This window comes from Myceligenerans halotolerans (genome assembly GCF_054782975.1).
Genome location: NZ_BAAGRL010000034.1, coordinates 155,248 through 173,083, shown reverse-complemented (window position 1 = coordinate 173,083; position 17,836 = coordinate 155,248). Strand labels below are relative to the sequence as shown.

Genomic DNA, 17,836 nt, shown 5'->3' with positions numbered 1-17,836 from the left:
CGTGCGACGGGTGAAACCGCGCGGCGGGGTCGGAGCGACCCGCGTGGGCGGGTGGTGACACCCACCCACGCGGCCTCACGTCCGGTTACCCGATGCAGGCGTCGTCGAGCTGGATCACGCCGAACGACCACCCCTTGCGCTTGTAGAGGACGGACGGGCGCGCGGTCTCCTTGTCGATGAAGAGGTAGAAGTCGTGGCCCACCATCTCCATCTCGTAGACGGCGTCGTCGAGGGTCATGGCCTCGGCGTGGTGCAGCTTCTGCCGGATGACGACGGGCGAGTCGCCCATCGTGGTCTCCACGGAGTCTCCGGGTTCGGCGAGCGCCGCGGGCGTCGTGACCTGCGGCTCCGGGCGGTCGCGGGGCGTGAGGATGTCGTCGTCGAGCGGACGGGGGGTCGTCGTGTGCGGGTTCGGCCTGTGGTTCCGGTGGTGCTTGCGCCGGTCGCGTGCCCTGCGCAGTCGTTCGTTGAGCTTGTCGATCGCGAGGTCGAGCGCGCCGAAGCGGTCGTCAGCCGCGGCCTCCGCCCTGATCACGGGCCCCTTCGCCCGCACCGTGAGCTCCACGCGCTCGCGCTGCTCGGCCATCCGCGGGTTGTTCTCGTGGGTGACCTCCACGTCCACCCGCCTGGCCGTGGGAGAGAGGAGCTCGACCTTGGAGAGCTTGTCCTCCACCTGCTGACGGAACTTGTCCGCCACCACCGTGTGCCTGCCGACGACGACGATCTCCATGTTGCTATCTCCGCTTCGGGTCGAGGGCGCCTTGCGCGCCCAGATTCCGCCTTGAGTGGGGCACCTTGTCGCGGTGCCGGGATGGATCACCCCCCGTCGCGGTGTCGAGGGGCTGCTGCACCCCTCGGGGAAACTCAGGCTAACCCCGGACCCTGAGTTTGCGACAGCCCCAATGGCAGGTAAACAACACGACATGTACTGACCGGTCGTCAGCATGCCCCCGCACGTCCCGGGTCCCGATCCGGTGGCGGGGTCGCTGCCAGCACAATTGCTCCGAGCACGTCCGCTCCGGCCGCTTCGAGTGCGCGTTCGCTCGCAGCGAGAGTCGCCCCGGACGTGAGAACGTCGTCGACCACCATGCAGACATGTCCGTCGAGCCGCCGGGCCGGTCGCAGCGCCGACGCGAGATTCCGTCCGCGCGCCCGGGAGCCGAGTCCGACCTGGTCGCGGGTGGCGCGGCGGCGCAGGACGGGGGAGAGCCGGGCCGGCGTCCCACCGTCGCGCAGCCCGTGCGCGACGGCGGCGGCCAGTGCGCGGACGGGATCACGCCCGCGCCGTCGTCGGGCCGGACCGGACGTCGGCACGGGGACGACGGCGATCGCCCGACGCGTCGACGCGGTGCGAGGCGACGCGTCCCGGGCGCCGGCAGGGAGCCGGAGAGCCGTGACAAGGTCTCCGCCGACGGGCGCGGCGGCCCGCACGGCGCCGTCGGAACGTGCGGCGCCGACCGCCGGAGCCGACAGCGGGGCGAGGTCTCGTGCGGCCCGGCGCAGTGCCCCGGCGAGCAGGACGTCCAGGTCCGCCCGTCCGCGATCCTTCCAGTGCACGACGACGTCCCGGACCGGCCCGGTGTACTCCGTCAGCGCCCAGACCGGGAGCGGCGGCACGCCGTCGAGGCGGTCGAGACGCCCTGCTCCGTGCTCGGCCCGGACCGGGGGCCCGGCGAACCGCTCCGCGCATCGCGCGCACCACCGCACGTCGGGGTCGCCGCACGGGCAGGCGACCGGGAGCAGCAGCCGGGTGAGATCGGCGAACGGGCGGAGTGCGGCGGGCGGCGACGTGGCGGTCGCGCCGCGGGGCGCGGAGCTGGACGGGGGCATGGCGACCAGCCTGCACCGGCGCATGCCGGCGCGCCGGTTGTCCACAGGGTGAACGAGACCGCGACCTCGCGGAGGCCGCGCCGGTAGGCCCGCCTACCCGCGCGACCTCCTCCTACGCCCCCGTGCGCCGGCCGGCCCCGTCGTCGTCGGGCTCGCGGCGCGCCTCGGCCTGCGCGTCACGCCGCTCCTCGGCCGCTCCGTAGCCGAGCGCCGCCTCGGCCGCGTGGTCCGCGAGGGCCAGCCCGGCCGTGCCGTAGAGATGGAAGACTGCGTCGGCGCCGTGTCGCTCCAGCTCGGCGACGTCGTCGTCGTACCTGGCCACGGCCGCGACCGTGCCGTCGAACTCACCGGCCCGCAGCTGGCCGAGGGCGATGAGGTTGGCCTGGTGGAAGGGCATGGCCAGGATCGCCAGGCGGACGTTGCCGGTACTGCGCACGCGTCCCCAGAACTCGATGTCCGTGGCGTCGGCCTGGACCACGGTGTAGCCATCGGCCCGCAGTGCGGCGACGCGTTCGGGGTCGTGCTCGACGCCGACCACGTTCATGCCGTAGTCGTCGGCGAGCTGTCGGAACGCCCCCCGGCCGATGCGTCCCATGCCGAGCACGAGCGCCTCCGCGCCCGACACGTCGATGAGGCGCTCCTCACGGTGCAACCAGTCGTTCGGCTTGGAGGGGAACCGGCTGGCGAGTGCGATGGCGATCTCGTTGCCGCGGGTGTTCATGGCGGAGGCGAGGACGAAGCTGATCGCGACGGCCACCGCGAGGACGACCACCCAGTCCTCGTCCAGGAGCCCGGCCTCCGCGCCGACCGCCACGACGATGAGCCCGAACTCGGAGTAGTTGGTCAGGACGAGTCCGGTGAGGATCGCCGTGCGCTTGCGCAGGTGCATGAGGCGTAGCAGCAGTGCGGTGGCGAGCCCCTGCAGCGGGAGCATGAGCAGCACGAGGAGTCCGACGACGATCGTCGTGCCGCTGGGCTCGCCCGCGAAGCCGATGGACACGAAGAAGCCGACGAGCAGCAGCTCCTTGAGGGTGAAGAGGTTGCGGCTGAGCTCGGTGCTGCTCGCGTGCCCGGCGAGGAGGGCACCCATGACCAGCGCGCCGAGATCGCCCTTGAGCCCGACGAGCTCGAACAGCGCGTAGCCCGGGCCGAGTGCGACGGCGATGCCGAACAGCGCCTGCAGCTCGCCGTGACCCATGTGGGACCAGGCCTTGCGCAGCAGCCACGCGCCCGGGACGAGCAGCACCAGGGCGAAGGCCCAGGGGCTCGGCGGCTCGTCGGCGGTGACGGACACGAAGACGACCGCGATGAGGTCCTGCATGATCAGCACGCCGATGGCGATGCGTCCGTACAGGGCGCGCTGGTCGGAACGGCCGTCGAGCACCTTCACGACGAAGACGGTCGAAGAGAATGAGAGCGCGAGACCGATGAGCGCGAGGGTGCGCAGATCCTTGTCCACCAGGAGCGACAGGCCGACGCTGCTGAGTGCCCCGAGGAAGCCGACGGCGATGGCGACGCTCACGACCAGGTGGGCGGCCGTGGTGAGCCACACCTCCTTGCGCAGCAGGGAACGCAGGTCCAGCTTGAGCCCGATGCCGAACAGCAGCAGCGTGACCCCGAGCTCGGCGATCGTCCCCAGGTAGGCGGGCTCGGCGAACCCCGCCGCGTGCAGCACGAAACCGGCGATCAGGAAGCCCACGAGCGGCGGGAGGCGGAGCAGGTAGGCGCCCAGGCCCAGCGCGGTCGTGACGAGCAGGAACGTTGCCGCGGTCACCATGGGCCGATCGTAAGGGGGAAACGTTTCGTGGGGTGGTCGTCGCGATGTCGCGACGATAGGGGTGACGCGACGGCCGGCGTCGGCGGGCTCCTGACATCGGCCCGGCCCACCGGTCCTGCCCCGCCCCGCCCTGTCGCCGCCCCACCGCGGAACACCGCACGGATCCGGGGACCGCGCGCCGTTCTCCCCTGAGCGAACCGGGCGGCGCAACCTTTCCCCGGCTGACAACGTTGTGTCGAACATCCAGCCTTACGGCCTACGATGGGCCTTGCCCACTCGTGGGCCGTATCACACCGACCGATCCGGGAGAACCCGCGTGCCCTCGATTCTCGAGAAGGTCCTGCGCTTCGGCGAGGGCCGGACGCTCAAGAAGCTGCACTCCATCGCGGAGCAGGTGAACCGGCTCGAACCCAGCTTCCACGAGCTGAGCGACGCCGAGCTCCGTGAGGAGACCGAGCGCTTCAAGGAGCGGCTCGCCGCAGGGACCCCGCGTGACGAGATCCGGGCCGAGGCGTTCGCCGCCGTCCGCGAGGCCGCCCAGCGCACGCTCGGCCAGCGCCACTTCGACGTGCAGATCATGGGCGGCGCCGCGCTCGACCTGGGCAACATCGCCGAGATGCGCACCGGCGAGGGCAAGACGCTGGTGGCCACCACGGCCGCGTACTTCAACGCCCTCGAGGGCAAGGGCGTCCACATCGTCACCACGAACGACTACCTCGCCAAGTACCAGGGCGAGCTGATGGGCCGCGTCTTCCGCTTCCTCGGGATGTCCACCGGCGTCATCGTGTCGGGCCAGACCCCCGCCGTCCGCCGCGAGCAGTACGCCGCCGACATCACCTACGGCACCAACAACGAGTTCGGCTTCGACTTCCTGCGCGACAACATGGCGTGGTCGCCCGGCGATCTCGTCCAGCGCGGCCACCACTTCGCGATCGTCGACGAGGTGGACTCGATCCTCATCGACGAGGCGCGGACGCCGCTGATCATCTCGGGCCCCGGTTCCGGCGACGCCAACCGCTGGTACGTCGAGTTCGCCAAGGTGGTGCGCCGCCTGGTGCCCACCCAGGACTACGAGGTGGACGAGAAGAAGCGCACCGTCGGCGTGCTGGAACCAGGCATCGCGAAGATCGAGGACTACCTCGGCATCGACAACCTCTACGAGTCGCTGAACACCCCGCTGATCGGCTTCCTCAACAACGCGATCAAGGCCAAGGAACTGTTCAAGCGCGACAAGGACTACGTCGTGCTGAACGGCGAGGTCATGATCGTCGACGAGCACACCGGCCGAATCCTCGCCGGCCGCCGCTACAACGAGGGCATGCACCAGGCGATCGAGGCCAAGGAAGGCGTCGAGATCAAGGCCGAGAACCAGACGCTCGCCACGATCACGCTGCAGAACTACTTCCGCCGCTACGACAAGCTCGCGGGCATGACCGGTACGGCCGAGACCGAGGCCGCCGAGTTCCAGGGCACCTACAGCATCGGCGTCGTCCCCATCCCCACGAACAACCCGCCCCAGCGCCTCGACGAGCCCGACCTCGTGTACAAGAACGAGGAGGGCAAGTTCAACGCCGTCGTGGACGACATCGTCGAGCGCCACGCGGCCGGTCAGCCGGTGCTGGTCGGCACGACGAGCGTCGAGAAGTCCGAGCTCCTGTCCGGGCTGCTGAAGAAGGCCGGCGTGCCGCACAGCGTCCTGAACGCGAAGGAGCACGAGCGCGAGGCCTCGATCATCGCGATGGCGGGTCGCAAGGGCGCGGTCACCGTCGCCACGAACATGGCCGGCCGCGGTACCGACATCATGCTCGGGGGCAACGCCGAGCACATCGCGGTCACGGAGCTCGCCGACAAGGGCCTCGACCCGGCCGAGACGCCGGACGAGTACGAGGCCGCGTGGCCGCAGGCGCTGGAACAGGCGCAACAGGCCGTGGCGGCCGAGCACGACGAGGTCACGCGGCTCGGCGGCCTCTACGTGCTGGGCACCGAACGCCACGAGTCGCGGCGCATCGACAACCAGCTCCGCGGTCGTTCCGGCCGCCAGGGTGACCCGGGCGAGTCGCGGTTCTACCTGTCCATGCAGGACGACCTCATGCGGTTGTTCAACTCCGGCCTGGCCGAGGCGATGATGCACCGGGCGGGCTTCCCGGACGACATGCCGCTGGAGTCGAAGATGGTCACGCGCGGCATCCAGTCCGCGCAGGGCCAGGTGGAGTCGCGCAACTTCGAGATCCGCAAGAACGTGCTGAAGTACGACGACGTCCTGTCCCGCCAGCGCGACATCATCTACGCCGAGCGGCGCAAGGTCCTCGACGGCGAGGATCTGCACGAACAGGTGCAGCACTTCATCACGGACATCATCACGGAGTACGTGACGGCGGCGACGGCCGAGGGCGCGCCCGAGGAGTGGGACCTCGAGGGACTGTGGACGGCGCTGCGCAACGTCTACCCGGTGTCGATCACCGTCGACGACGTGGTCTCCGAGGCGGGCGGTGTCGGCAGCGTCAGCCGCGAGCTGCTGCTCGAGGAGATCCTCTCCGACGCGCGTGTCGCGTACGCCGCGCGTGAGGAGGAGCTCGGCTCGACCGCGATGCGCGAGCTGGAGCGCCGGGTGGTGCTGTCGGTGACCGACCGCAACTGGCGCGAGCACCTCTACGAGATGGACTACCTCAAGGAGGGCATCGGCCTGCGCGCCATGGCGCAGCGCGATCCCCTGGTGGAGTACCAGCGCGAGGGATTCCAGCTGTTCGAGGCGATGAAGGACGCGATCCGGGAGCAGTCCGTCGGGTTCCTGTTCAACCTCGAGGTGACGGTGCAGCAGTCAGGGGGCGAACAGCAGGAAGCCGCGGTCGCCGGCGCCGTCGCGGGTGCCGTCGCCGACGGCGTTCCGGCGGGCGGACCCTCGGTGCCCGGCCAGGGCGCGGCGCCCGTGCCCGGTGCGGGCCCGGCGAGCGTGATGGCCACGGTGGGCCGCGACGAGAAGGTGCCGCCGCGTGGCGGCCGCCTTGGCACCGGCCAGCCGGAACCGACCGAGACCCAGCCGATGCCCGTGCTGCAGGCTCGTGGACTCGAAGGGCCGCGCCCGACGCCGTTGACGTACAGTGCGCCCAGCGACGACGGCAGCGGTTCCGCCTTCGTCCAGGGGCCGGGCACCCGTCGCGCCCGCCGCGCCGCCACCGGGGCGACCGAGCAGGCGGCGTCGGGCCCCGGGGACACACGGACCTTCCCGGGCACGCCGCGCAACGCGCAGTGCCCCTGCGGTTCGGGAAAGAAGTACAAGGCCTGTCACGGCCTGAACGACGCGTGAGGAGACACGAGTACCGATGACCGCACCCCGACCGTTGCGCGTCGCCCTGCTCGGTTGCGGAGTCGTCGGCACCCAGGTCGCCAAGACGCTCCTGTACGACCAGGAGGACCTCTCGGCGCGCGTCGGAGCGCCGCTGGAGATCGTCGGCATCGCCGTGCGCAACGTCGACGCGCCGCGCGACATCGCGATCCCCCGCGAACTGTTCACCAAGGACGCCGAGGCACTGGTCGACCAGGCCGACGTCGTCGTCGAGCTGATGGGCGGGCTGGAGCCCGCGCGGTCGTTGCTGCTGCGGGCGATCGAGGGCGGGGCCGCCGTCGTCACCGCGAACAAGGCGCTCCTGGCCGACGACGGCCCGTCGCTCTACGAGGCGGCCGACGCCGGGGGCGTCGACATCCACGGCGAGGCGGCCGTCGCCGGCGCGATCCCGATCGTCCGGCCGCTGCGCGAGTCCCTCGCCGGCGACGACATCACGCGCGTCGTCGGCATCGTCAACGGCACCACGAACTACGTGCTCGACCAGATGACGACGCAGGGCCTGGAGCTCGAGGTCGCCCTGAAGCAGGCACAGGAGCTGGGCTACGCGGAGGCCGACCCCACCGCCGACGTCGAGGGGTACGACGCCGCCGCCAAGGCCGCCATCCTCGCGAGCCTCGCCTTCCACACCCGGGTCCGGATGAAGGACGTCGCGTGCGAGGGCATCTCCGGCGTCACGGCGGAGGACGTGGAGTGGGCCGATCGCACCGGGTACTGCGTGAAGCTGCTGGCGATCGCCGAGCGGACGTCCGAGGGCGTCTCCGCGCGCGTGCACCCGGCGCTCGTGCCGAAGGACCACCCCCTGGCGAACGTCCGCGGTGCGTTCAACGCGGTGTTCGTCGAGGCCGACGCGGCCGGCCCGCTCATGTTCTACGGGCAGGGCGCGGGCGGACGCCCGACGTCGTCGGCCGTGCTGGGCGACATCGTCTCCGCGGGCCGGCACCGCGTGCTTGGTGGCAAGGGGCCGCAGGAGTCCACCTACGCGGCCCTGCCCGTGCTGCCGCAGGACGCGGCGGTCACCCGCTACCAGGTCCGCCTCGAGGTGGCCGACCGTCCCGGTGGCCTGGCCGAGGTGGCCGGCGTGCTCGGCGACCACGGCGTCTCGATCGAGACCGTGAGCCAGACGGCCGCCACCAGCGGCAGCGCCACGCTCGTCCTCACGACGCACGCCGCGCGCGAGGCTTCCCTGGCGGCCACGGTCGCCGCGGTGGACGGGCTCGAGTCCGTCCGCCGGATCATGTCGGTCCTGCGAGTCGAGGGATGAAGATGACCGTCGCTGCACCCACCGCCCACCAGTGGCGCGGTGTGATCCACGAGTACGCCGACCGCCTTCCCGAGCACCTCACGCGCCACGTCGTGACGCTCGGTGAGGGCGGCACGCCGCTCATCCCCGCTCCGGCGATCGGCGATCGCGTGGGCGCCGAGGTCTACGTCAAGTTCGAGGGCATGAACCCGACGGGCTCGTTCAAGGACCGGGGGATGACGACGGCGATCTCGGCTGCGGCCGCCCGGGGGGCGAAGGCCGTCGTGTGCGCATCGACGGGCAACACGTCCGCGTCGGCCGCGGCCTACGCCACACGCGCGGGGATGACCTGCGCGGTGCTCGTGCCGGACGGCAAGATCGCGATGGGCAAGCTCAGCCAGGCGATCGCGCACGGTGCGCAGCTGCTGCAGGTGGACGGGAACTTCGACGACTGCCTGGTGGCTGCCCGGAAGCTGGCCGAGGCCTACCCGGTCGAGCTCGTGAACTCGGTGAACCCGGACCGCATCCAGGGCCAGAAGACGGCCGCGTTCGAGGTGGTCGACGCCCTCGGTGACGCGCCGGACGTGCATGTCCTGCCGGTCGGGAACGCGGGGAACATCACGGCCTACTGGAAGGGCTACACCGAGTACGCGGACCCGGAGGCCGGGCCCGTGCGGGCGTCGCACACCCCGGCGATGTGGGGCTTCCAGGCGGCCGGCGCCGCGCCTATCGTCAAGGGCCACCCGGTGGACCAGCCGGAGACGGTGGCGACCGCCATCCGGATCGGCAACCCGGCGTCCTGGCAGCAGGCGATCGACGCGCGGGACGAGTCCGGCGGCGTGATCGAGGCCGTGTCCGACGAGGAGATCCTCGTCGCTCACCGGATCCTGTCCGCCGAGGTCGGCGTGTTCGTCGAGCCCGCGTCCGCCGCGGGCGTCGCCGGCCTGCTGGCGCGTTCCGGGCGCGGGCTGGTGCCGGCCGGTGCGCGCATCGTGATCACCGTGACGGGGCACGGGCTCAAGGACCCGGGCTGGGCGCTGCGCACACCCGACGGCGGCGAGGTGACGCCCACCAAGGTGGGCGCGGACGTCGTCACGATCGCCGCGGCGCTCGGACTCGACTGAGGAAACGACGATCGGCCCCGGAGCTCCCGCGAGCACCATCGGCGCGAGAACGACGGACCGGAATGATCCAGAAGGCAGACCAGATGCAGCTCGGTGCCGACCACGTGGTGGTCCGGGTGCCCGCGACGAGTGCCAACCTCGGCCCGGGGTACGACGCCCTGGGGCTCGCTCTCGCGGTCCATGACGAGGTGGAGGTGCGCCTCGTCGCGGCCGACGAGGTGATCGTCCAGGTCGAGGGTGAGGGCGCCGGTGAGGTGCCGCTCGGTGAGGATCATCTCGTGGTGCGCGCCCTGCGCCGGACGCTGGACCTCGCGGGGGCCACGCCCACCGGGATCCACATGACGTGCCGCAACGTGATCCCGCACGGGCGGGGCATGGGGTCGTCGTCGGCGGCGGTCGTCGCCGGGATCGTGGCGGCGCGCGCCCTGCTGGCCGATCCCCGGGCCATCGACGCCGCGACCGTGCTGCGGCTCGCCACGGAGTTCGAGGGCCACCCCGACAACGCCGCGCCGGCCATCGCCGGGGGCGCCACCGTGGCCTGGACGGGAGACGACGGGCCGCGCGCCGTCGACCTGGAGGTCGATCCGGCGATCGAGGCGACAGTGATCGTGCCGGAGACGCGCCTGGAGACCTCGCGAGCACGGGCGGCTCTGCCGGCGCGCGTCAGCCACGCCGACGCGGCCTTCACCGCGGGCCGCGCCGCGCTGCTCGTCGAGGCGCTGGCACGCCGGCCGGAACTGCTCCTGGAGGCGACCGAGGACCGGCTGCACCAGTCCTACCGGGGCGCGGTGCTCGGCGCATCGAGCGAGCTCCTGCGTTCGCTACGCGCGGAAGGACTCGCGGCGACCATCTCTGGCGCGGGCCCTTCGGTGCTCGTCCTTGCGGCGGGCCAGGACGTCGCGCGGCGGGACGCCGTTCTCGCGTCGCTCGTCGACGACGCGCCGGGCTGGCGGGTGCTGCGGCCCGGGATCGACACCGCGGGCGCACGGGCGAGGAGACTTTCGGGTCACCCGGATGCGTTATCGTCCGTGCCGGCGACTCGGGAAAAAAGGGCCTGAGTTTCCGGATACCAAGCCTTGACGAGGTGGTAGGATGCAGTGAGCCTTTCGGGATTGAAAGCGGCATCATGTGAGTCATCACGCCGCGAACCCGTGAGCAAGGCCGAACCACCACCGCCCACACTGTGTTCGTGTGCGCGAGTTCGTTCGGCCGCCGCATCTCAGGCCGACAACTGCCCCCGTCAGCCGACGTCGTACCACTGATGCGAGGTTTTCAGCGCCCGTTCTCATGTGGGCGCACCGCCGATGTGGCCTCCCAGAAGAGCAGGCCGCAGTTCCGAGGGGGAAGGGTCCTTCGTGACAGACACCACCGATAACGCCAAGCCGGCAAGCGGCGCGCTCAGCGCCATGCGCCTGGCGGAGCTCCAGTCGCTCGCCTCCGAGCTCGGCGTCAAGGGCATCTCGAAGATGCGCAAGAGCGATCTCGTCGAGGCCATTCGAACCACCACTGGTGAGCCCGTCTCCGGCGGCGGCGCAGCGTCGCGTCGCCGGCCCACGCAGAAGAAGACGAGCGCACCGCAGTCGGCGGAGCCCGCGGCTCCCGTCGCGGCTGCGTCCGCCGCCCCCGTGGCGACCGCCGTCGCACCCGCCACGGCGAGCGCGACCACCGACACCGACTCGGCCCCGTCCAGCGAGGACCGCGCCGCTCGGCTCGCCGAACTCGCCGAGGCCGTCGCGCAGCCGCGTTCGCGGCGCGCGGGTCGTGATCAGGGCGCGCCCGCCGAGGAGAGCCAGCCCGACGGCGACACCGCCGACGGCCGCCAGGGCCAGAGCCGGCAGGGCAAGCAGGACCGCTCGGGCACCGCTACCGGGCGGGACGGCGGCACCGGTCGCGGCGAGGCGCGCCGTGACACCCGCCAGCGGGACAGCGGACCGCGCAGCGAGGGTCCGCGCGCCGACGCCAACCGGGACGACGAGCGGGGCTCGCGCCGCCGCCGGGGTCGCGACCGCGGGCGGGACCGCAAGCGTCGCGGCCGTGGCCAGGGCCCGGACGTGGAGTTCGACAATGTCGAGGTCACCGAGAGCGACGTGCTGCTGCCCGTGGCCGGCATCCTCGACATCCTCGACAACTACGCGTTCGTCCGGACGTCGGGCTACCTGGCCGGTCCCAACGACGTGTACGTGTCGCTGAACCAGGTGAAGAAGTCCGGCCTGCGCCGTGGTGACGCGATCACCGGTGCGGTGCGCCAGCCCCGCGAGGGCGAGGAGCCGCCGGCGGGAGGGAAGAACGCGCGGAACAAGTTCAACGCGCTCGTCCGGCTCGACACGATCAACGGCATGACGCCGGACGACGCGAAGGGCCGTCCCGAGTTCGGCAGCCTGACGCCGCTGTACCCGCAGGAGCGCCTGCGCCTGGAGAACCCCGAGGCCACGAAGCTCACGCCGCGCGTGATCGACATCGTCGCCCCGATCGGCAAGGGCCAGCGCGGCCTCATCGTCGCGCCGCCCAAGGCCGGCAAGACGCTGATGATGCAGCAGATCGCCAACTCGATCACGAAGAACAACCCCGAGGTCCACCTCATGGTGGTGCTCGTGGACGAGCGGCCGGAAGAGGTCACCGACTTCTCGCGGTCCGTGCAGGGTGAGGTCATCTCCTCGACGTTCGACCGCCACGCCTCGGACCACACGCTGGTCGCGGAGCTCGCCATCGAGCGGGCGAAGCGCCTCGTGGAGCTGGGCCAGGACGTCGTCGTGCTGCTGGACGGGATCACCCGCCTGAGCCGCGCGTACAACCTGGCGGCCCCCGCGTCGGGACGCATCCTCTCCGGTGGTGTGGACGCCGCGGCGCTGTACCCGCCCAAGAAGTTCTTCGGCGCGGCGCGCAACATCGAGAACGGCGGCTCGCTGACGATCCTCGCCACTGCCCTGGTCGAGACCGGCTCCAAGATGGACGAGGTCATCTTCGAGGAGTTCAAGGGCACCGGGAACATGGAGCTGCGGCTCTCGCGTTCCCTGGCGGAGAAGCGCATCTTCCCGGCGATCGACGTCAACGCGTCGAGCACCCGGCGTGAGGAGATCCTCATGTCGAAGGAGGAGCTCTCGATCGTCTACAAGCTGCGCCGTGTCATGGGCGCTCTCGACACGCAGCAGGCCACCGAGCTGCTGCTGGGCAAGCTCAAGGAGCACCGGTCCAACGTCGAGTTCCTCATGGAGGTGCAGAAGACGACGCCGGGCAAGCTGACCGACGAGCAGCCCGGCGAGACCGTGTAGTCCCGAGCCGCCGGGCTCAGCCCTGTGGGCGCCGGGCATTGCCGCCGCCGGGCTCCGTCGACGCGACGCCTCGTTCCTCGGCGTCGGCCGTCGTCGCTACCGGTTTCCGGCGGCGGCGGTTCGCGTCCTCGGTCTTCGCGACCGTTCCGGCGGCCGGGGACCGGCTGAGCCGGTCTCGCGTCGTAACTCACACCGCGGTGGTCTCCACAGAGGCCGCCGCGGTCTGGCAGAATAGATCCTCGGCCTGCCGCTTCACGGCCCGCAGTCAGCGGGACGACCCGGCAGCCTCTGATCAAGGAGCATCCATGAAGTCCGGTATCCACCCCGAATACGTCGTCACCGAGGTGACCTGCACCTGCGGGAACACCTTCGTGACGCGCAGCACCGAGACGTCCGGCAAGATCAACGCCGACGTGTGCAGCGCCTGCCACCCGTTCTACACGGGCAAGCAGAAGATCCTCGACACCGGTGGCCGCGTGGCCCGGTTCCAGGCGCGCTACGGCAAGAAGACCGCCAAGTAGCACCCAAGCAGCGCCGGCGGACCCGCGCCGACAACCTCTCCAGGGGCAGTCGGACCGCGGGACCGCCGGCGCTGCCGTTCGTTCCGACGAGATGCGACCAGGCCTAGGAGCCCCACGATGACCGAGCAGTTCTCCGCCGTCGGACCGCTGCTCGAGGAGCATGCCGAGATCGAGCGGGCGCTGGCCGACCCCGGCGTGCACGCCGACCAGGGGCGCGCGCGGAGTCTGGGGCGGCGGTACGCCGAGCTCAATCAGGTGGTGTCGGCGCACCGTGCCTTCCGGCGGGCACGGGAGGACCGCGAGACCGCCGAGGAGCTCGCCGCGCTCGAGGACGGCGGCGACCCCGAGTTCACCGAGGCGCTTCCCGCCCTCCGGGCCGCCGAGGAGGAAGCCGCGGCACGGCTGCGCCGTGTCCTGATCCCGCGCGACCCCGACGACGGCCGGGACGTCATCCTCGAGATCAAGGCCGGCGAGGGCGGCGACGAGTCCGCCCTGTTCGCCGGCGACCTGTTGCGCATGTACCTCCGCTTCGCCGAGCGGCGCGGCTGGTCCACCCAGGTGCTCGACGAGAACCGCACCGAGCTCGGCGGCTACAAGGACGTGCAGGTGGCCATCAAGGCCAGGGCCGTCGAGGACCCCTCCGAGGGCGTGTGGGCCAACCTGAAGTACGAGGGCGGGGTACATCGCGTGCAGCGTGTCCCGGTCACCGAGTCGCAGGGGCGCATCCACACGTCGGCGGCGGGAGTGCTGGTCTTCCCCGAGGTGGACGACCCGGGCGAGCTCGAGATCGACCAGAACGACCTGCGCATCGACGTGTACCGGTCCTCGGGCCCGGGCGGGCAGTCCGTCAACACCACCGACTCCGCGGTCCGCATCACGCACGAGCCCAGCGGCATCGTCGTGTCGATGCAGAACGAGAAGTCGCAGCTGCAGAACCGCGAGGCGGCGATGCGCGTCCTCCGGGCCCGCCTGCTCGCCGCGCGGCAGGAGGCTGCCGCCGCCGAAGCCGCCGACCTGCGTCGTTCCCAGATCCGGACCGTGGACCGGTCCGAGCGGATCCGCACGTACAACTTCCCGGAGAACCGGATCGCGGACCATCGCACCGGCTACAAGGCCTACAACCTCGACCAGGTCCTGGGCGGGGACCTGGAGCCGGTGGTCCGCTCGGCGATCGAGGCGGACGAGTCCGCCCGGCTCGCGGAGGCCGGGGAGGTATGAGCTCGCCGTCGTGGCACGAGGTTCCTTTCGCCTCGGCGCCCGAAACGCAAGCAACCTCGTGCCGCGCACGCAGGCGCCCGGTCCGATGAGCACGACCGACCAGCTGATCGCAGGTGCCACTCGCATCCTGTCCGACGCCGGTGTGGGTTCCCCGCGCGTCGACGCCGAGCTGCTCCTGGCCCACGTTCTCGGCGTCGACCCCGGTGAGGTGCGCCGCCGCGCGATCCTCGGTGCCGCGGTGCCCGACGACTTCCGGTCTCCTTTCGAGGAGCTCGTCGCGCGCCGGGCGGCCCGCGAGCCGCTGCAGCACCTGACCGGCGTCGCGCACTTCCGCCACCTGGAGCTGGCGGTCGGCCCGGGTGTGTTCGTCCCCCGGCCGGAGACCGAACAGGTCGCCCAGGTAGCGATCGACGAGGCCCTCCGCCTCGTTCGCGCGGGAGAGCGCCACGAGCCCGTCGTGGTCGACCTCTGCACGGGGTCCGGGGCGATCGCGCTCGCCGTCGCGACCGAGGTGCCCGGGAGCTCGGTGTACGCCGTGGAACTGGACGCCCGCGCCCACGGATGGGCGGCCCGCAACATCGCCGCCGTGAGGGCTGCCACCAGCGCCGCTGCCGCTGCCGCTGCTCCCGCCGACACCGGGTCGCCGACGCCGGACGCGGGCGCCAGACCCGCACCGGACCGCGACGCGGAATCGCACGAGGATCGCGGCACTCCGCCGGACGCCCGCCGGAGTGCCCCCGCGCTGGTGCGGCTCGTCCGCGGCGATGCGCGGACCGCGCTGCGCGAGCTGGACGGCGCGGTCGACGTCGTCGTCTCCAATCCGCCGTACGTGCCGCCCGACGCCGTGCCGCGCGATACCGAGGTGGCCGAGCACGACCCGCCCGTCGCGCTCTACGGCCTCGGTGCGGACGGGCTCGAGGTCCCCCGCGGGATCGCCGCCGCGGCCGCGCGCCTGCTCCGGCCCGGTGGCCTGTTCGTCATGGAGCACGCCGAGGTGCAGGCCGCCGCGGCCCGCGCGACCGCGGACCGCACGGGCGCGTTCGGTCCGGCCACCACGCGGGACGACCTCACGCGACGTCCGCGCATGGTCGTGGCCCGGCGGACCTCTCGGGACGAATCCACCTCCGGCTCGTGAAAGACTGGGACCCGTGACCGTACCTGTACGTCCCGCGCTCGATGCCACGGACCCGCAGACCTGGGGGCCGGCGATCGACGAGGCGGTCAACGCGATCTCACGCGGCAGCCTCGTGGTCATGCCCACCGACACCGTCTACGGGATCGCGGCCGACGCCTTCGACTCCGCCGCCGTCGCCGCCCTCCTCGCGGCCAAGGGCCGCGGCCGCCAGATACCGCCGCCGGTGCTGATCGGCGACGTCGCCACGCTCGACGGACTCGCCACCGACGTGCCCGAGGACGCCCGCGACCTCGCCGAGGCGTTCTGGCCCGGCGGCTTCACCATCATCCTGCGAGCGCAGCCGTCCCTGCAGTGGGACCTGGGGGAGACGCGCGGCACGGTGGCGCTGCGCATGCCGGACCACCCGGTGGCGCTCGCGCTGCTGCGCCGTACGGGACCGCTCGCGGTGTCGAGCGCGAACCTCTCGGGCCGGCCCGCGGCGATCGACGTCCACGAGGCGCAGGAGCAGCTCGGCGACTCGGTGTCGGTCTACCTGGACGGCGGTGCGGCGCCCGGTGGCACGGCGTCGACCATCGTCGACGCCACGGGCCAGCGACTGCGCGTCGTACGGTCCGGGGCCGTCGGGCCGGAGGCGTTACGCGAGGTGGCGCCCGTGCTGGGCCTGGAGGAAGACGCGTGAGGGTGTACCTGCTGCTGATGCTCGTGGCCGCCGCGGTCACGTTCCTGACGACGCCCGCCGCCCGGTGGGTGGCACTGCGGACCTCGGCGATCTCGGCCGTCCGCGCGCGCGACGTGCACTCGGTGCCGACGCCGCGGGCGGGGGGCCTGGCGATCATGCTCGGGATCATCGTGGCGGTGCTGCTGGCGTCGCGGATGCCGTTCCTCGAGGGAGTGTTCGCGGACCGCCAGGTCTTCGGCATCGTCGGCGGGGCTCTCATCGTGTGCCTGCTCGGCTGGGCCGACGACGTGTGGGACCTGGACTGGCTGACCAAGCTCGCCGGGCAGATCCTCGCGGGCGGCTTCATGGCGCTGAACCAGGTCCAGCTCGTCACCCTCCCCACGCCCGGGGGCCTGACGATCCCGTCGTCGCGCCTGTCGCTGATCGCCACGGTGCTCGTGGTCGTGATCGCGATGAACGCCGTGAACTTCGTGGACGGGCTGGACGGACTGGCCGCCGGGATCGTCGCCATCGGCGGCACGGCCTTCTTCCTGTACACCTACCGCCTCACGGCCGAGGCCACGCCCGACAACTACGCGTCGCTCGCCGCACTGATGATGGCCGTGCTGGTGGGCGTGTGCGTCGGCTTCCTGCCGCACAACTTCTTCCCGTCCCGGATCTTCATGGGGGACTCCGGCTCGATGGTGCTCGGGCTCGTGATGGCCGGCGCGGCGATCACCGTCACCGGCAACATCAAGCCCGACGTCATGACCGGCGCCGCCGCGATCCCCGCTCTGTTCCCGCTGCTCCTGCCGGTCGCGGTGATCATGCTCCCGCTGACCGACATGGCCATGGCGGTGGTGCGGCGGCTCGCCGCCGGGAAGTCGCCGATGGCGCCCGACCGCCTGCACCTGCACCACCGGATGCTCGCGCTCGGCCACTCGCACCGCCGCGCGGTGCTCATCCTGTACGTGTGGACGGCGGTGTTCGCGTTCGGCGCCGCCGCGCTCGTGGAGTGGAACTGGCGGATCGTGATGTCGTGCACGGCGGCGGCGGTCCTGCTCGCGGTCGTGGTGACGATGGGCCCGTTGCGGCACCGCGGACGCTTCCTGGACGACGACGCCGCGCTGCAGCGGGCGGGACAGGACCGCTCGGCGGAGCCGGGCACCGGCTCGGTGCCGCAGGTCGCGGCGGTTGTGACAGGGCCCGTCGTGGCGGCACAGGCGGTGGCCATCAGGCGCACCGCGGAGAACGAGGAGACCAATGTCTGAGACCCCCGATGTCCACCGTACCGAGCGCGCCGTCCTGCGCACGGCCCTGCGCGACGGCGGCCTGCTGGTGGCGGGCCTGGCCGTGGTCGGCTCGGCGGTCGGTTTCCTCGTGGCCGGGCCGGCCGGCGTGTGGGGCGCGCTCCTCGGGGCCGCCCTGGCGGCGTTCTTCTCGGGTGTGACCGTGTGGTCGATGGCGCAGACCATCGGCAAGCCGCCGGCGACGATGGGCGCCGTCGTGATGGGCAGCTGGCTCGGCAAGATGCTCGTGCTGGTGGTGGCACTCGTCCTGCTGCGCGGGCAGGACTTCTACGACCGCGTCGTGCTGTTCGTGGTGCTCCTCATCGGCGCGGTCGGCTCGGCGCTCCTCGACTACCGCGCGGTGCGTACGGGCCGGGTGCCGTACACCGATGCGTGAGGCAACCTGACACCCCGTTGCGCAATTCGTCACAA

At 71.9% G+C, this 17,836-nt stretch carries 14 protein-coding genes and 1 pseudogene; 12 read left to right on the top strand and 3 right to left on the bottom strand.

Going from position 1 to position 17,836, the window contains the following annotated elements:
• Window positions 1-85: 85 nt before the first annotated feature.
• From hpf to ACYVK5_RS20845, 3 genes are all read right to left on the bottom strand, one after another.
• Window positions 86-730, bottom strand: coding sequence for a ribosome hibernation-promoting factor, HPF/YfiA family (hpf, locus tag ACYVK5_RS20855; RefSeq protein ID WP_460707901.1), 645 nt, complete (start codon window positions 728-730; stop codon window positions 86-88).
• 209 nt (window positions 731-939) lie between these two features.
• Window positions 940-1,830 (bottom strand): ComF family protein, encoded by an 891-nt coding sequence (locus tag ACYVK5_RS20850; RefSeq protein WP_460707900.1) that lies wholly within the window; start codon window positions 1,828-1,830, stop codon window positions 940-942.
• Window positions 1,831-1,942: 112 nt separating this feature from the next.
• A complete protein-coding gene (locus ACYVK5_RS20845; protein WP_460707899.1) occupies window positions 1,943-3,607 on the bottom strand; it encodes a cation:proton antiporter domain-containing protein in 1,665 nt (554 codons plus the stop codon).
• A 316-nt stretch (window positions 3,608-3,923) separates the two neighbouring features.
• Between ACYVK5_RS20845 and secA the strand changes: the two are divergent.
• From secA to ACYVK5_RS20785, 12 genes and pseudogenes are all read left to right on the top strand, one after another.
• A pseudogene (gene secA, locus ACYVK5_RS20840) lies at window positions 3,924-6,417 on the top strand (preprotein translocase subunit SecA); the annotation flags it as partial.
• 143 nt (window positions 6,418-6,560) lie between these two features.
• A complete protein-coding gene (locus ACYVK5_RS20835) occupies window positions 6,561-6,911 on the top strand; it encodes an SEC-C metal-binding domain-containing protein (RefSeq protein WP_460707931.1) in 351 nt (116 codons plus the stop codon).
• Between the two features lie 16 nt (window positions 6,912-6,927).
• A complete protein-coding gene (locus ACYVK5_RS20830) occupies window positions 6,928-8,211 on the top strand; it encodes a homoserine dehydrogenase (protein WP_460707898.1) in 1,284 nt (427 codons plus the stop codon).
• 2 nt (window positions 8,212-8,213) lie between these two features.
• Window positions 8,214-9,314 (top strand): threonine synthase, encoded by a 1,101-nt coding sequence (gene thrC, locus ACYVK5_RS20825; RefSeq protein WP_460707897.1) that lies wholly within the window; start codon window positions 8,214-8,216, stop codon window positions 9,312-9,314.
• Window positions 9,315-9,397: 83 nt separating this feature from the next.
• Window positions 9,398-10,372: a homoserine kinase gene (gene thrB / locus ACYVK5_RS20820; RefSeq protein WP_460707929.1), complete on the top strand. Its 975-nt coding sequence runs from the start codon at window positions 9,398-9,400 to the stop codon at window positions 10,370-10,372.
• Window positions 10,373-10,669: 297 nt separating this feature from the next.
• Window positions 10,670-12,583: a transcription termination factor Rho gene (rho, locus tag ACYVK5_RS20815; RefSeq protein ID WP_460707896.1), complete on the top strand. Its 1,914-nt coding sequence runs from the start codon at window positions 10,670-10,672 to the stop codon at window positions 12,581-12,583.
• A gap of 305 nt (window positions 12,584-12,888) precedes the next feature.
• Complete coding sequence (gene rpmE / locus ACYVK5_RS20810) at window positions 12,889-13,104, top strand: 50S ribosomal protein L31 (RefSeq protein ID WP_123813364.1); 216 nt, start codon at window positions 12,889-12,891, stop codon at window positions 13,102-13,104.
• Window positions 13,105-13,221: 117 nt separating this feature from the next.
• Window positions 13,222-14,322, top strand: coding sequence for a peptide chain release factor 1 (prfA, locus tag ACYVK5_RS20805; RefSeq protein WP_460707895.1), 1,101 nt, complete (start codon window positions 13,222-13,224; stop codon window positions 14,320-14,322).
• A gap of 85 nt (window positions 14,323-14,407) precedes the next feature.
• Window positions 14,408-15,457: a N5-glutamine methyltransferase family protein gene (locus ACYVK5_RS20800; RefSeq protein ID WP_460707894.1), complete on the top strand. Its 1,050-nt coding sequence runs from the start codon at window positions 14,408-14,410 to the stop codon at window positions 15,455-15,457.
• Between the two features lie 13 nt (window positions 15,458-15,470).
• The gene (locus ACYVK5_RS20795; RefSeq protein ID WP_460707893.1) at window positions 15,471-16,136 is read left to right on the top strand and encodes an L-threonylcarbamoyladenylate synthase; all 666 of its coding nucleotides are present in this window, start codon (window positions 15,471-15,473) and stop codon (window positions 16,134-16,136) included.
• Window positions 16,133-17,386, top strand: a complete 1,254-nt coding sequence (locus ACYVK5_RS20790; RefSeq protein ID WP_460707892.1) for an MraY family glycosyltransferase — start codon at window positions 16,133-16,135, stop codon at window positions 17,384-17,386. The genes ACYVK5_RS20795 and ACYVK5_RS20790 overlap by 4 nt, the downstream gene beginning before the upstream one ends.
• Window positions 17,379-17,801 (top strand): hypothetical protein, encoded by a 423-nt coding sequence (locus tag ACYVK5_RS20785; RefSeq protein ID WP_460707891.1) that lies wholly within the window; start codon window positions 17,379-17,381, stop codon window positions 17,799-17,801. Before ACYVK5_RS20790 ends, ACYVK5_RS20785 begins: the two co-directional genes overlap by 8 nt.
• Window positions 17,802-17,836 lie beyond the last annotated feature (35 nt).

Excerpts from the sequence above, each read along its gene's own strand:
- rpmE (WP_123813364.1), top strand. The coding sequence starts at position 12,889 with ATGAAGTCCGGTATCCACCCCGAATACGTCGTCACCGAGGTGACCTGC.
- thrB (WP_460707929.1), top strand. The coding sequence starts at position 9,398 with ATGCAGCTCGGTGCCGACCACGTGGTGGTCCGGGTGCCCGCGACGAGT.
- prfA (WP_460707895.1), top strand. The coding sequence starts at position 13,222 with ATGACCGAGCAGTTCTCCGCCGTCGGACCGCTGCTCGAGGAGCATGCC.
- hpf (WP_460707901.1), bottom strand. The coding sequence starts at position 730 with ATGGAGATCGTCGTCGTCGGCAGGCACACGGTGGTGGCGGACAAGTTC.
- ACYVK5_RS20785 (WP_460707891.1), top strand. The coding sequence starts at position 17,379 with ATGTCTGAGACCCCCGATGTCCACCGTACCGAGCGCGCCGTCCTGCGC.
- ACYVK5_RS20830 (WP_460707898.1), top strand. The coding sequence starts at position 6,928 with ATGACCGCACCCCGACCGTTGCGCGTCGCCCTGCTCGGTTGCGGAGTC.
- ACYVK5_RS20835 (WP_460707931.1), top strand. The coding sequence starts at position 6,561 with ATGGCCACGGTGGGCCGCGACGAGAAGGTGCCGCCGCGTGGCGGCCGC.
- ACYVK5_RS20800 (WP_460707894.1), top strand. The coding sequence starts at position 14,408 with ATGAGCACGACCGACCAGCTGATCGCAGGTGCCACTCGCATCCTGTCC.
- ACYVK5_RS20850 (WP_460707900.1), bottom strand. The coding sequence starts at position 1,830 with ATGCCCCCGTCCAGCTCCGCGCCCCGCGGCGCGACCGCCACGTCGCCG.
- ACYVK5_RS20845 (WP_460707899.1), bottom strand. The coding sequence starts at position 3,607 with ATGGTGACCGCGGCAACGTTCCTGCTCGTCACGACCGCGCTGGGCCTG.
- thrC (WP_460707897.1), top strand. The coding sequence starts at position 8,214 with ATGACCGTCGCTGCACCCACCGCCCACCAGTGGCGCGGTGTGATCCAC.